Source organism: Pantoea phyllosphaerae, assembly GCF_051025595.1.
Taxonomy (GTDB): Bacteria; Pseudomonadota; Gammaproteobacteria; order Enterobacterales; family Enterobacteriaceae; genus Pantoea.
This window is the reverse complement of the sequence record NZ_JBPFDE010000004.1, coordinates 124,531-137,983: the sequence shown is the minus strand read 5'-3', so window position 1 is coordinate 137,983 and position 13,453 is coordinate 124,531. Positions and strand designations below refer to the sequence as shown.

The following is a 13,453-nucleotide window of genomic DNA, read 5'->3' as shown; positions in this document are numbered from 1 at the left end:
GGCACCAGCAAAACAGGTGCCATCTTAAGGCTATTTAGCCGGGCACTTATAAACCTGCCCGTTCATTTTGCTGTCCAGAGGCGCGAAAGCGGACCACATGTTTTGCGTTGGGCTGGTGGCACCGTAAATCACATTGCCGCCCATTTCCGCCGCGCGGTTGCGCAGATCGTTGGCTGCGCCGCGCAGCGAGCTGCCCTCGCCGCCGGAACCGCTTAGCCAGTTACTCTGTGAACCGGTGACATTACCCAGAAGCTGACAGTCGCTGCCCGGTTGTTGATCGGTGAAGGTGACACGTTCGCCGCCAGCGCTCAGCTGATGAGAGCTGCTACATCCCGTCAGCAACAAGGTACCGACCGCCAGTCCGAGCAAGAGGTTAATCCGCATTGTAATCCCCATTTATTATCATCAGTATCGGGCGGCAGCGTAGCAGAAAAGTATCTCTTTTTTCTGAACATTCATTGCCCTGAGCCCGCAAAGCCGAAGGTTTGCGCCCTTACTTATACCCTTTTCATCTGCAAAAGAAAAACCCCCGACCGTTTCCGATCGGGGGTTTTTCAGAGAGCAAAAGCGTCAGGGCAATTACATCATGCCGCCCATACCGCCCATGCCACCCATGCCGCCTGCGCCAGCACCTAAATCAGGCGCGTCGCTTTTCGGCAGGTCGGTCACCATGCACTCGGTGGTGATCATCAGACCAGCAACAGAGGCCGCGTACTGCAGCGCAGAACGGGTCACTTTGGTTGGGTCCAGGATACCGAAGTCGATCATGTTGCCGTATTCTTCAGTCTGCGCGTTGTAACCGTAGTTGCCGTCGCCCGCTTTCACGTTGTTAGCGACAACAGACGGCTCTTCGCCGGCGTTAGAAACGATCTGACGCAGCGGCGCTTCCATTGCGCGCAGCGCAACTTTAATACCGACGTTCTGATCTTCGTTCTGACCACGCAGATCGGCCAGCTGTGCTGCAACGCGAACCAGCGCTACGCCGCCGCCTGCTACCACGCCTTCTTCTACCGCAGCACGGGTGGCGTGCAGGGCATCTTCAACGCGGGCTTTCTTCTCTTTCATTTCAACTTCAGTGGCTGCGCCGACTTTCAGAACGGCGACGCCGCCTGCCAGTTTCGCTACGCGCTCCTGCAGTTTTTCTTTGTCGTAGTCAGAGGTCGCTTCTTCGATCTGCTGACGAATCTGGGTTACGCGGCCCTGAATCGTCGCCTCTTCACCCACACCGTCGATGATGGTGGTGGTGTCTTTGTTGATCACAACGCGTTTTGCCTGGCCCAGATCTTCCAGCGCCGCTTTTTCCAGCTCCATACCGATCTCTTCAGAGATAACGGTACCGCCAGTCAGGATAGCGATATCCTGCAGCATCGCTTTACGACGGTCGCCGAAGCCCGGCGCTTTCACCGCAGCCACTTTCACGATGCCGCGCATGGTGTTGACCACCAGCGTTGCCAGTGCTTCGCCTTCAACATCTTCAGCGACGATCAGCAGCGGTTTGCCAGCTTTAGCAACGGCTTCCAGCACCGGCAGCATTTCGCGGATGTTGGAGATTTTCTTGTCAGCCAGCAGGATGAACGGTGATTCCAGTTCAACTGCGCCGGTTTCCGGCTTGTTGATGAAGTACGGAGAGAGGTAGCCGCGGTCAAACTGCATACCTTCAACCACGTCCAGCTCGTCCTGCAGACCGGTGCCTTCTTCAACGGTGATCACGCCTTCTTTACCCACTTTTTCCATCGCCTGGGCGATCAGGGTGCCGACGCTCTCATCGGAGTTAGCGGAAATGGTGCCGACCTGAGCGATAGCTTTAGAGTCTGAGCAAGGCACAGACAGCGCTTTCAGCTGCTCAACCGCGGCGACAACGGCCTGGTCGATACCGCGTTTCAGATCCATCGGGTTCATACCCGCAGCCACGGCTTTCAGGCCTTCGGTGATGATTGACTGAGCCAGTACGGTTGCAGTGGTGGTACCGTCGCCTGCTGCGTCGTTCGCTTTAGAGGCAACTTCTTTCACCATCTGTGCGCCCATGTTTTCGAACTTGTCTTCCAGTTCGATCTCACGCGCTACGGACACGCCATCTTTAGTGATGGTCGGTGCACCAAAAGATTTATCCAGAACCACGTTACGGCCTTTCGGGCCCAGGGTAACTTTTACTGCATCTGCCAGTACGTTCACGCCGCGCAGCATTTTTACGCGAGCGTCATTACCGAATTTTACGTCTTTAGCTGCCATTTCAATTGTCCCTTAAATTCGTTTCGTTCAGTGAGTTCCGCGTAATTACGCTTCAACAATCGCCAGAATGTCGCTTTCAGAGATGATCAGCACTTCTTCGTTGTCGATCTTTTCGGTTTTCGCACCGTAGCCTTCGCTAAAGATCACCAGATCGCCAACTTTAACGTCCAGCGGCTTCACTTCACCGTTTTCCAGGATGCGACCATTGCCCACGGCCAGAACTTCGCCACGGGTTGATTTGCCTGCTGCAGAGCCGGTCAGAACGATGCCGCCAGCAGATTTAGCTTCAACTTCTTTACGCTTGACGATAACGCGATCGTGCAACGGACGAATTTTCATTAGATAGCTCTCCTTTGAGAAGTCCAATCATTCAGTTTTTGGGTTGAACGCCGGGCTGCAGGGCTTCCGGCCTCGTGGTGCAAGAGATAGGGGCGGCTAAAATGGCTTTCAAGGGCACCAGGACAATTTTTTTACCTGACGATGACAACTGCCCATTTTTTGCGCGAAGGGCCGCTTCACCCCTGGCCCATAAAAAAAGCGCGACCCTCAGGTCACGCTTTTTTCTGCGCCGCGCTTAACGATCGCGGCGATCGTCATAGCCGATGCGATCGCTATCCTTGCGTTCATACTCGCCGTCTACGGTAAATCCGCTGTCCGGGCCAGCGCCTGGCCCGCGCCAGACGCGCAGGTGCGGCATCAGCTTCAGGGTCAGGTGTTTTTGCACCGGCGGCAGCAGCAGCAGCAGGCCGAGGAAGTCGGTAAAGAAGCCAGGCAGCAGCAGCAGAAAACCCGCGATGATCAGCGATACGCTTTTAATCATCTCTTCAGCTGGGCTCTCGTTACGCGCCAGCTTCTCCTGCATCAGCATAAAGTTTTTCATGCCCTGGTTTTTCACCAGCGACACGCCGATCGCCGAGGTGAAGATCACCAGCAGCATGGTCAGCAATACGCCCAGCGCGTGTGCCACCTGAATAAACAGGGTGATTTCAATCCAGGCGAGCGCAAAAATAATGATTAACGGTAACCAGCGCACCGTATTCTCCTTTTAGTCGGGCTGCTCTGCGTCAGGCAGGCAGCGGAAAATGCCCTATCAGACGGCATAGCCATGAGATGGGCCTGCCGCAACGCTAATTCAACCGCTGTTTTCAAATATTTACAGTGGAGTTAAATTTGTGCGTCATCTCACATATCGCGGTTATTGCAGCGATAATTGATGCAGGGACACGTAACCAGGCTCGCGCTTTAGCCCGGCGACAGCATATGATCGTGCGCGCCGGGGACGAGGCGGATACACTGTCGGCTCCGGCTTTCCACGACAAATTAACACATCACCTGTGATGGATGGCGCCAGCGCAAGCGGCCAATAACAAGAAGGTTATCATGGCGAACAACATTCGTATCGAAGAAGACCTGCTAGGCATGCGTGAAGTCCCCGCCGATGCCTACTACGGCGTTCATACTCTGCGTGCGATTGAAAATTTCCGTATCAGCAACAGTAAAATCAGCGATATCCCCGAATTCGTCCGCGGTATGGTCATGGTGAAAAAAGCCGCCGCGCTCGCCAATAAAGAGCTGCAAACCATTCCGCGCAATATCGCCAACACCATAATTCAGGCCTGCGACGAGGTGCTGAACAACGGCAAATGCATGGATCAGTTTCCGGTCGACGTCTATCAGGGCGGCGCGGGCACCTCGGTCAATATGAACACCAACGAAGTGCTGGCCAATATTGGGCTGGAGCTGATGGGCCATCAAAAAGGCGAATACCAGTTCCTCAACCCGAACGATCACGTCAATAAATGCCAGTCCACCAACGACGCCTATCCCACCGGCTTTCGCATTGCGGTCTACAGCTCGATCCTGAAGCTGCTGGACGCGATCAAAGAGCTGGGCGAAGGCTTTGAGCGCAAGGCGGCCGAGTTTGAGACCATTCTCAAGATGGGCCGCACCCAGCTGCAGGACGCGGTGCCGATGACGCTCGGCCAGGAGTTCCATGCGTTTCACGTGCTGCTGAACGAAGAGACGCGCAGCATTCTGCGCACCGCCGAGCTGCTGCTGGAGGTGAATTTGGGCGCCACGGCGATCGGCACGCGCCTCAACACGCCGGACGGCTATCAGCAGCTGGCGGTTCAGCGTCTCGCCGAGGTGAGCAATCTGCCGGTGGTGCCGGCGGAAGATCTGATCGAAGCGACCTCCGACTGCGGCGCCTACGTGATGGTGCACTCGTCGCTGAAGCGTCTGGCGGTCAAGCTGTCGAAAATCTGCAATGACCTGCGCCTGCTCTCTTCCGGCCCGCGCGCGGGCCTCAACGAGATCAATCTGCCGGAACTGCAGGCAGGCTCTTCAATTATGCCTGCCAAGGTCAATCCGGTGGTGCCGGAAGTGGTGAACCAGGTCTGCTTCAAGGTGATTGGCAACGACACCACCTTAACCATGGCGGCGGAGGCGGGTCAGCTGCAGCTCAACGTGATGGAGCCGGTGATCGGCCAGGCGCTGTTCGAGTCGATCAGCATCCTGACCAACGCCTGCTACAACCTGCTGGAAAAATGCGTTAACGGCATCACCGCCAATAAAGCGGTGTGCGAAGCCTATGTCTTCAACTCTATCGGCATCGTCACCTACCTTAACCCGTACATTGGCCATCACAACGGCGACATCGTCGGCAAGATTTGCGCGGAGACCGGTAAAAGCGTGCGCGAGGTGGTGCTGGAGCGCGGCCTGCTGACCGAAAGCGAGCTGGACGATATCTTCTCGGTGCAGAACCTGATGTACCCGGTCTATAAGGCGCGTCGCTACACCGACGAAAACGAACAGTAGGTCAATTTTCACAATGATAAAAAAGGCGCGCTGCGATCAACACGGCGCGCCTTTTTATTTGGTACATAACCGGCTCTTTTCTCACTCTTATGAGGTGACGAATGATCGTCGTTGAATTAGCGATCGTCCTGCTGGCGATCTGGTTGGGCGCGCGTCTGGGCGGTATCGGTATCGGATTCGCGGGCGGGCTGGGCGTGCTGACGCTGACGCTGATCTGCGGGCTAAAGCCCGGCGCCATCCCCTTTGACGTGATTGAAATTATTATGGCGGTGATCGCCGCCATCGCCGCGATGCAGGTCGCGGGCGGCATGGATTATCTGGTCAGCCTGGCGGAACGACTGCTGCGTCGCCATCCGCGCTACGTTACGCTGCTGGCGCCGCTGGTAACCTATATGATGACGCTGCTGGCGGGCACCGGCCATACCGCCTTCTCAACGCTGCCGGTCATTGCCGAAGTGGCGAAAGAGCAAGGCGTGCGCCCGTCGCGCCCGCTCTCTATCGCCGTGGTCGCCTCGCAGATTGCCATTACCGCCTCGCCGCTCTCCGCCGCGGTGGTGTTCTTCGCCTCGCTGCTGGAGCCGCGCGGCGTCGGCTATATCGCCCTGCTGGCGATCGCCATCCCCTCGACGATGATCGGCCTGTTTCTCGCCGCGCTGGTCACCAACTTCCTCGGCAAAGAGCTGCATGAAGACGAGGTCTATCAGGCGCGCCTCGCCAAAGGCGAGGTGAAGCTGCGCGGGGCGAGCCGCTATGAAGAGAAGCCTGGCGCCAGACGGTCAGTGCTGCTGTTTCTGGTCGGCATCATCGCCGTGGTGCTCTACGCTACCGCCATCAGCGACGGCGTCGGCCTGATTGCCGATCCGCCGCTGCCGCGCAACGAGGCGATCGTGGTGTTTATGCTGACCATCGCCACGCTGATCTCGCTGAGCTGTAAAATCGACACCAGCGCTATCCTCAGCGCCAGCACCTTCAAGTCGGGCATGAGCGCCTGCGTCTGCGTGATGGGCGTCGCCTGGCTCGGCGATACCTTTGTCAAAGCGCACATCGGCGAGATCCAGCAGCTGGCGGGCGACTTGCTGCAGCAGGCGCCGTGGTTGCTGGCGGTGGCGCTCTTTTTCGCCTCGATGCTGCTCTATTCGCAGGCCGCCACCGCCAAGGCGCTAATGCCCGCCGCGCTGCTGCTGGGCGTATCGCCCCATACCGCCATCGCCTCCTTCGCCGCCGTTTCCGCGCTGTTCGTGCTGCCGACCTATCCGACGCTGCTGGCAGCGGTGGAAATGGACGACACCGGCTCGACGCGCATCGGCAAATATGTCTTTAACCACGCCTTTATCGTGCCGGGGGTGCTGGCGATTGCGCTGTCAGTACTATTCGGCTTTTTGATCGGCGGCCTGGTGCTGTAGCGCGGTTACAACCGGTAAAACCTGAGGTGCGGCGAGCGTGCTATTATCCACGCTTTCCGCAACAGGAGGAGCAACGCGATGAACGCCGTTGTCATTCTTTGTACCGCGCCAGATGAAGCCTGCGCGCAAAGGCTCGCCGCCCTGGCGCTGGAGGCGAAGCTCGCCGCCTGCGTCACGCTGCTGCCCGGCGCCACGTCGCTTTACGTCTGGCAGGGCACGCTGGAGCAGGCCAGCGAAGTTCAGCTGCTGCTAAAAAGCAGTACGACGCACCAGCAGGCGCTGATGGATCTGCTGAAGCGCGAACATCCCTTTGAGGTGCCCGAACTGCTGGCGCTACCGGTTCAACATGGAGACAGTGAATATTTGTCATGGCTGCACGCATCTCTTGCCTGATCGCCTTTGCGCTGGCGCTGTTTATCGCGCTGCCGACCCAGGCGTCAATTTTCTCCCCTAACGCCAGCAGCCGCTTTGTCCCTGTGGACCAGGCGTTTGCTTTCGATTTTAGCCAGCAGGGCCGGCAGCTGACGCTCAGCTGGAAGGTCAAAGAGGGCTACTACCTTTACCGTCAGCAGATTCATGTCAGCGCGCAGCAGGCGCAGATCGCGCCGGTGACGCTGCCGCCAGGGCAGCCGCATGAGGATGAGTTCTACGGCAAAAGCGAAATCTATTCGCAGGATCTTCAGGTGCCGGTGCAGCTGCGCCAGGCCGCCAGCGGCGCCAGCCTCAGCGTGACCTGGCAGGGCTGCGCGGCGGCGGGCTTCTGCTATCCGCCCGAGACGCGCACCATTCCGCTGACGCCGGTGGCCGCAGGTGCGACATTGCCAGCGCCCAGCGTCTCGCCCGCGCCAGCCGCGCCGCTGCCCTTCTCGCCGCTCTGGGCGCTGCTGATCGGCATCGGCGTCGCCTTTACCCCCTGCGTGCTGCCAATGTATCCGCTCATCGCCGGCATTATTCTCGGCGGCCAGCGCAGCGGCTCCCTGCTGCGGCTGTTTAGCCTTGCCTTAATTTACGTGCTGGGCATGGCGCTCACCTATACGCTGCTGGGCGTGGTGGTCGCGGCGGCTGGCCTGCGCTTTCAGGCGGCGCTGCAGCATCCTTATGTGCTGATCGGCTTGTCGCTGATCTTTATTCTGCTGGCGCTGTCGATGTTTGGCCTGTTCCAGCTGCAGCTTCCCGCCAGCGTCCAGACGCGGCTGACGTTATGGAGCAACCGCCAGCAGGGCGGATCGCTGCCCGGCGTTTTCCTGATGGGCGCGCTGGCGGGGCTAATCTGCTCGCCCTGCACCACCGCGCCGCTCAGCGCCATTCTGCTTTATATTGCCCAGAGCGGAAATCTCTGGGCAGGCGCCGGCACGCTGTGGCTCTACGCCATGGGCATGGGCCTGCCGCTGATCGTGGTCACGTTGTTCGGCAACCGCCTGCTGCCGAAAAGCGGGCCGTGGATGCAGACAGTCAAGCAGGGTTTCGGCTTCGTGATCCTGGCGCTGCCGGTATTTTTGCTGGAGCGCGTACTGGGCGATGTGTGGGGAGTGCGGCTCTGGAGCGCGCTAGGCGTCGCCTGTTTCGCCTGGGCTTTTTGCAGCAGCCTGCGCGGCCAGGGCGGCAGATGGCGACTGGTGCAGATAGCGATGCTGGCGGCGGCGCTGATCAGCGCGCGCCCCTTGCAGGAGTGGGTCTGGGGGACGCCCGCCGCGGCGCAGACCGCAGCGCAGCTTCCCTTCCAGCATATCGCCTCCGCGCCGCAGCTGGACGAGGCGCTGCGGCAGGCCAACGGCCGCGTCACCATGGTCGACCTTTACGCCGACTGGTGCGTCGCCTGCAAAGAGTTCGAAAAATATACCTTTAGCGATCCAGGCGTGCGTGAGGCGCTCGGTCGTTACCAGCTGTTGCAGGCGAACGTCACCGCGAATAACGCCACGGATAACGCGCTGCTGCAGCATCTTCAGGTGCTCGGCCTGCCGACCATTCTGTTTTTCGATGCGCAGGGCCGCGAAATTCCCGGCTCGCGCGTGACGGGCTTCCTCAACGCAGAGGATTTCCGCGCGCATTTGCAGAATCGGGCGCGTTGAACGACACTGGAATCCCCCGCCTCAGGCGGATGCGTAAAGAGAGGAGACGTCATTTGCAGCGTGAACAGGTACTCGAGCATGCGTTGAACGTGCTCGAAAAAAATGGACTGGCGGCGACGACGTCATTACTGCCGCAGCTGGCGGCCAGCAGCGACATGACGCTGACCCAGCTGGAAGCGCTCTGGCCCGACAGCGACGCGATGCTTTACGATGCGCTGCGCTATCACGGGCAGCAGATCGACACCTGGCGGCGTCAGGTTTTGCTCAGCGAGCAGCTTGACGGCGAGCAGAAACTGCTGGCGCGCTATCATGTGCTGAGCGAACAGGTGCAGAAAGGCCGCTTCCCCGGCTGTCTGTTTATCGCCGCCTGCAGCTTTTATCCGCAGCCGGATCAGCCGGTGCATCAGATTGCCGAACAGCAGAAACAGGCCTCCTGGCACTTCACGCACAGCATTCTGGTGGAGCTGGGGCTGGATAATCCAACGATGGTGGCGGACCAGCTGGAGCTGATTCTGGAGGGCTGCCTCAGCAAGCTGCTGGTGAAGCGTAACGTGCAGGACGTGGCGACAGCCAAACGTCTGGCAGAAGATGTGCTGCGCATCGCGCTGTGCCGCGCTAACGGCGCGCTGGCCTAGGTTTTTGCCGCTTCTGCCTGAAAAGCAGGCAATCAGTCACGTTTTCCCGCTTTTTTACTGGAAAGGCGTTGACGCGAAGCGGCCATTACGGTTTAATGCGCCCCGTTGCCCGAATAGCTCAGTCGGTAGAGCAGGGGATTGAAAATCCCCGTGTCCCTGGTTCGATTCCGGGTTCGGGCACCACAAATTAGAGAACCCAGCCTTATGGCTGGGTTTTTGCTTTTGTGCGGAACCCGTCATCGAACCGGTTCGATGTCCTCGCCGCGTCCTGCGGCTCGCCCTGCGGGTTGCCGCGCAGGCGCGGCAAAGCAAAAATGCTCCCGGCATTTTTGTCTGGGTTCGGGCACCACAAATTAGAGAACCCAGCCTTATGGCTGGGTTTTTGCTTTTGTGCCCTTCTTCACTTATCTCAACGTTCCGCATGGCTAACACTCGATCCAGACTGCGCCCGCCTCCGCCGACTTGACGCACTGTTCCACCCAGCGCACGCCCGCCAGCCCGGCATGAACGTCGGGATACCAGAAGCTTTGCAGGAAGGCGGCGTCGCCGCGAGCGCTGGCGGCGAAGGCCTGCGCGAAGCGGCGATAGAGATTCGACCAGGCGTCGAACAGCCCTTCGCTATGGCCGCCGCCGATGCGATCCTCTTCCAGCGCGCGCGGTGCCAGGTAAGGCATACCGCGCTCAAGAATGCGCACCGGCTCGCCCTGCACTTCGTAGCGCAGCTGGTTGGGCTGTTCGTCCCACCACTCCAGACTCGCCTTCGCGCCGACGATACGGATTTTCTGGCCGTGCATCGACCCGCAGTTGACCGCCGAGGCCCAGAGCGTGCCGACCGCGCCGTTGTCATACTCCATCATCACAAAAGCATTATCTTCCAGCGGCGCGCGCGTGGCGACAAAGCTCTGCCGGGCGCAGAGCAGGCGTTTGACCTTTAGCTGCGGCGCCATGGTCTCGGCAAGGAACAGCGGGTGGGTTGCCAGATCGCCCAGCACATAGCTGGGGCCGACGAAGCGGGGATCGACGCGCCAGCGCGTGCTGGCATTTTGCAGCTCAACCGCCTCATGGTGAAAGCCGTGAGCGAACTGCATGTTGACGATGCGGATCTCGCCCAGCATCCCTTGTGCGATCATCTCCCGCGCCTGTTGAATCAGCTGATGTCCGGCATAGCCGTAGGTCACGCCGATCAGCTTGTTTTTCTCCGCGCATAGCCGTTCCAGCTCGTCTGCCTCTCGACTGGTAAAGCAGAGTGGCTTTTCACAGACCACATGCAGCCCGGCGTTGAGCGCCGCGCGGCAGATGGCAAAGTGGGTGTTATTGGGCGTGGCGACGGAAACCGCTTCGATGCCATCTTCGCGCGCCGCTTCGGCGGCAAACAGCGTCTCGTAGTCGGGATAGCAGCGGTCGGCCGCGACGCCCAGCGAGATGCCGAAGGCACGGCCGCGCTCGGCATCGATATCAAAGGCGCCCGCCAGCAGTTGAAAATTGTTGTCGCGCAGCGCCGCCGAGCGGTGAATATAGCCAATCTGGCTGGTGCCGCCGCCGCCGACCATGCCCCAGCGCAGGGCGCGATCTACCGCTTTTGTACCGTTAATCATCGTCCTCTCCTTAAAAACCCACGGATTTGAGATAATTCAGGCTGGCGCTGACGTCGCGCAGACTGGTGCTGGCCTGGCGCGGATCGCGCTCCTGTTCCAGCGTGATCCAGCCCTGGTAGCCCTGTTCAGCCAGAAAGGCGCGTACCGCCGGATAGTCGATTGCCCCCTGCCCAATGGGGCACATTACCCCTTCGGCGCAGGCGCTAAAAAAATCGAGGCCGCGCGCCAGCACATCGCGCCAGACCGCATCATTGACGTCTTTGAAATGGAGATAGTCGATGCGATGCCAGTAGTGCCGCAGCGCGGCGATGGGATCCATGCCCGCATAGTAAAGATGCCCCGTATCGAGGCAGAGCCCGGCGACCTCATGCGGAATATCCCGCACCAGCTGCGCCAGTTCGTCGGCGAACTCGATGCTGCCGCCCGCATGCGGATGGATCACCGGCCGTACGCCATAGTCGCGCCAGGCGATCTCGCTGATTTGTGTGATATGGCGCATCAGGCGCTGCCAGTCAGCCGCCCCGAGGCGCGGCGCGCGTTCAGACTGGCCAGCCAGCCGGGCGCGCTCGGGGTTGCCGAAGTCAATGATGACCAGATAGGGCGCGGGCGCGTTGTTGCCATGGTTTTTTTCAGCGGTGGGAATGCGGGACAGGGTGTGGCACAGCTTACGCGTCAGGTCGACCATCGACGGGAAATGCGCCTCGCTGACCAGGTCGTCAAACAGCGTGGCGGCGACGATCGAGAGGCCGTACTGGTTCAAGGCGCGGCTGAGTACGTCAGGGTCGCCAGGCAGATAGCGCCACGGGCCCAGCTCTATACTGCGGTAACCCGCCTGCGCCGCTTCGCGCAGCACCGTCTGCCACGGCGGCAGAAAGGGGTTATCGGGATTATCGACGCCCCAGCTACAGGGCGCGTTGGCGATATGGATGGTCACGATAGCTCTCCAGGCAGGGACATCTGCCGCGAGTATCGAATATATTTTCCATATCAAACAACCATGGAAGTTTTATTCTTTGATAGCGATCATAGTAATTCTTATCCTCAAAATGAAGGAAATTTATCATTTAAATCAGTAATTAACTGATTTATATATTTTCTCCGATGATAAGCTCGAAGAGCAGAATGATCCGTCGCGCTCGTTCTGACGCTCAGCGCAAAGCCGCACCGCGGCGGTCATTATCTCAATGTTATCACGCAGCATCAGGGTGATGCTCCCGTCGGTAAGCGCCAGTTCACCTTCCTGCAGCGGCCCGTGACGCATTAGCATCACTCTGCGCCGCACCGGTTCGCGCAGCGATTGCGCCGCCTGCTCAACCGCATCGATGCCGTGGGTAACGAAAAACGGCTTGATGTCGGCAGGCGCGTGCGGCCGCAAGAGACCTCGCGCTTTCGCTATCCTGACCGCTCAAGCGCGCCTGCCTGACCTTTTGATAAAACAGCGCGCGCATAAATTTGATCCTCTTCGCATAACGAAACATTTATTCCTAAATGATTTTCATTCGGAAAAAACATTTGCTAGAAATCCTCCTCGATCCGCCATCGGTAAGGCTGATGGAATTCCATCAGTAAAAGGTTAGAGAGGGCAGCCTCAGGCTTTCTATAGTGAAAGCCTGACGGAGGCAGCGGCACGCCGCAGCTGGCCATTAACAGACTAAAAAATATGGAGTTGTTATGTTTCCCTCTACCCTACCTGCTCCGCGCCTGCCCGACGCGCACCACATCCCTGTGCTGCGCTGGGGTATTGTCGGCCCCGGCTGGATCGCCGATCGCTTCGCCAGCGCCCTGTGTCATCACACCCATCAGCAACCGGTCGCGGTTTCATCGCGCAGCCATGACAAGGCGCAGGCGTTCGCCGACAAATGGTCGATTCCCCATGCGTGCGGTGGCATTGATGCCCTGCTGGCACGCGATGACGTCGACGCGATCTATATTGCTACGCCGCATAACCACCATTTCCCTGACGGCCTGCGCGCGCTGCAGGCAGGGAAACATGTGCTCATCGAAAAGCCGCTGGCGCTCAACGCGCAGCAGGGCGAAGCGCTGCAGCAGGCGGCTCAGCGCGCGCAGCGGCTCTGTATGGAGGCGATGTGGTGCGACTTTGCGCCGAAATATGACGTCATCCGCCAGCTGCTGGCAGATGGCGCGCTGGGCGACGTACACAGCCTGATCGCCGATCACGGCGAATTTTTTACCCCGGATCACCGCATTTTCAACCCCGATCTTGCCGGCGGGCCGATGCTCGATCTCGGCAGCTATCTGATCGCTTTCAGCATCCTGGTGGGCGGCGCGCCTGAACGTATCGTCGCGCAGGGCGAACCTGCGCCGGGCGGCGTCAACGGCCAGACCTCAATGCTCTTTACCCATGCGCGCGGCATGCAGTCGGTGCTGCACACCACGCTATTCAGCAACACGCCGGGCACCGCGGTCATCGCGGGACGCGACGCCACGCTCTACCTTGACGGTCAGTTCTATGCGCCGGGCAATTTTTGCCTCGTCTCCAGCGATAAGCGCCAGACGCTGCACTGGGAAGAGTCGGCGAATCGCTATCAGCAGCTCAGCCATGAGATTGACCACTTTGCCTGGTGCGTTGGTCAGAGCCTGACAGACTCGCCGGTGCGCTCGCTGGCGACCTCGCTGCTGACGCTGCGCGCAATGGATGAGACGCGTCGGCAGATCGGCGTGGTATTCAACGAAGAACGCTAACT

At 59.5% G+C, this 13,453-nt stretch carries 13 protein-coding genes and 1 tRNA gene; 7 read left to right on the top strand and 7 right to left on the bottom strand.

Going from position 1 to position 13,453, the window contains the following annotated elements; translation table 11 throughout:
- Positions 1-30: 30 nt before the first annotated feature.
- The 4 genes from ACR6A7_RS07675 to ACR6A7_RS07660 form a co-directional block, all read right to left on the bottom strand.
- Positions 31-384, bottom strand: coding sequence for a DUF4156 domain-containing protein (locus tag ACR6A7_RS07675; protein WP_434124249.1), 354 nt, complete (start codon positions 382-384; stop codon positions 31-33).
- 195 nt (positions 385-579) lie between these two features.
- Positions 580-2,229, bottom strand: a complete 1,650-nt coding sequence (gene groL, locus ACR6A7_RS07670) for a chaperonin GroEL (RefSeq protein ID WP_103793737.1) — start codon at positions 2,227-2,229, stop codon at positions 580-582.
- A gap of 45 nt (positions 2,230-2,274) precedes the next feature.
- Positions 2,275-2,568: a co-chaperone GroES gene (locus tag ACR6A7_RS07665; protein WP_033749242.1), complete on the bottom strand. Its 294-nt coding sequence runs from the start codon at positions 2,566-2,568 to the stop codon at positions 2,275-2,277.
- Between the two features lie 235 nt (positions 2,569-2,803).
- Positions 2,804-3,262: an FxsA family protein gene (locus tag ACR6A7_RS07660; protein WP_434124248.1), complete on the bottom strand. Its 459-nt coding sequence runs from the start codon at positions 3,260-3,262 to the stop codon at positions 2,804-2,806.
- A gap of 347 nt (positions 3,263-3,609) precedes the next feature.
- Between ACR6A7_RS07660 and aspA the strand changes: the two genes are divergently transcribed.
- The 6 genes from aspA (at position 3,610) to ACR6A7_RS07630 (ending at position 9,336) form a co-directional block, all read left to right on the top strand.
- Complete coding sequence (gene aspA, locus ACR6A7_RS07655) at positions 3,610-5,046, top strand: aspartate ammonia-lyase (RefSeq protein ID WP_033793295.1); 1,437 nt, start codon at positions 3,610-3,612, stop codon at positions 5,044-5,046.
- A 101-nt stretch (positions 5,047-5,147) separates the two neighbouring features.
- On the top strand, positions 5,148-6,449 hold the full coding sequence (locus ACR6A7_RS07650; protein WP_434124247.1) for an anaerobic C4-dicarboxylate transporter: 1,302 nt from the start codon (positions 5,148-5,150) through the stop codon (positions 6,447-6,449).
- 78 nt (positions 6,450-6,527) lie between these two features.
- Complete coding sequence (gene cutA / locus ACR6A7_RS07645; RefSeq protein ID WP_434124246.1) at positions 6,528-6,842, top strand: divalent cation tolerance protein CutA; 315 nt, start codon at positions 6,528-6,530, stop codon at positions 6,840-6,842.
- A complete protein-coding gene (locus ACR6A7_RS07640; protein ID WP_434124245.1) occupies positions 6,818-8,518 on the top strand; it encodes a protein-disulfide reductase DsbD in 1,701 nt (566 codons plus the stop codon). Before cutA ends, ACR6A7_RS07640 begins: the two co-directional genes overlap by 25 nt.
- Before the next feature lie 53 nt (positions 8,519-8,571).
- Positions 8,572-9,153: a division control transcriptional repressor DicD gene (gene dicD, locus ACR6A7_RS07635; protein ID WP_434124244.1), complete on the top strand. Its 582-nt coding sequence runs from the start codon at positions 8,572-8,574 to the stop codon at positions 9,151-9,153.
- Positions 9,154-9,260: 107 nt separating this feature from the next.
- Positions 9,261-9,336, top strand: a tRNA-Phe gene (locus tag ACR6A7_RS07630).
- A 242-nt stretch (positions 9,337-9,578) separates the two neighbouring features.
- On the opposite strand, the gene ACR6A7_RS07625 is transcribed toward ACR6A7_RS07630, so the two are convergent.
- The 3 genes from ACR6A7_RS07625 to ACR6A7_RS07615 form a co-directional block, all read right to left on the bottom strand.
- Positions 9,579-10,748, bottom strand: a complete 1,170-nt coding sequence (locus ACR6A7_RS07625) for a Gfo/Idh/MocA family protein (protein ID WP_434124243.1) — start codon at positions 10,746-10,748, stop codon at positions 9,579-9,581.
- A 10-nt stretch (positions 10,749-10,758) separates the two neighbouring features.
- On the bottom strand, positions 10,759-11,682 hold the full coding sequence (locus ACR6A7_RS07620) for a TIM barrel protein (protein WP_434124242.1): 924 nt from the start codon (positions 11,680-11,682) through the stop codon (positions 10,759-10,761).
- Between the two features lie 135 nt (positions 11,683-11,817).
- Positions 11,818-12,123: a hypothetical protein gene (locus ACR6A7_RS07615; RefSeq protein ID WP_434124241.1), complete on the bottom strand. Its 306-nt coding sequence runs from the start codon at positions 12,121-12,123 to the stop codon at positions 11,818-11,820.
- A gap of 296 nt (positions 12,124-12,419) precedes the next feature.
- On the opposite strand from ACR6A7_RS07615, the gene ACR6A7_RS07610 reads away from it, so the two are divergent.
- Complete coding sequence (locus ACR6A7_RS07610) at positions 12,420-13,451, top strand: Gfo/Idh/MocA family protein (RefSeq protein WP_434124240.1); 1,032 nt, start codon at positions 12,420-12,422, stop codon at positions 13,449-13,451.
- The last annotated feature ends 2 nt before the right edge of the window (positions 13,452-13,453 follow it).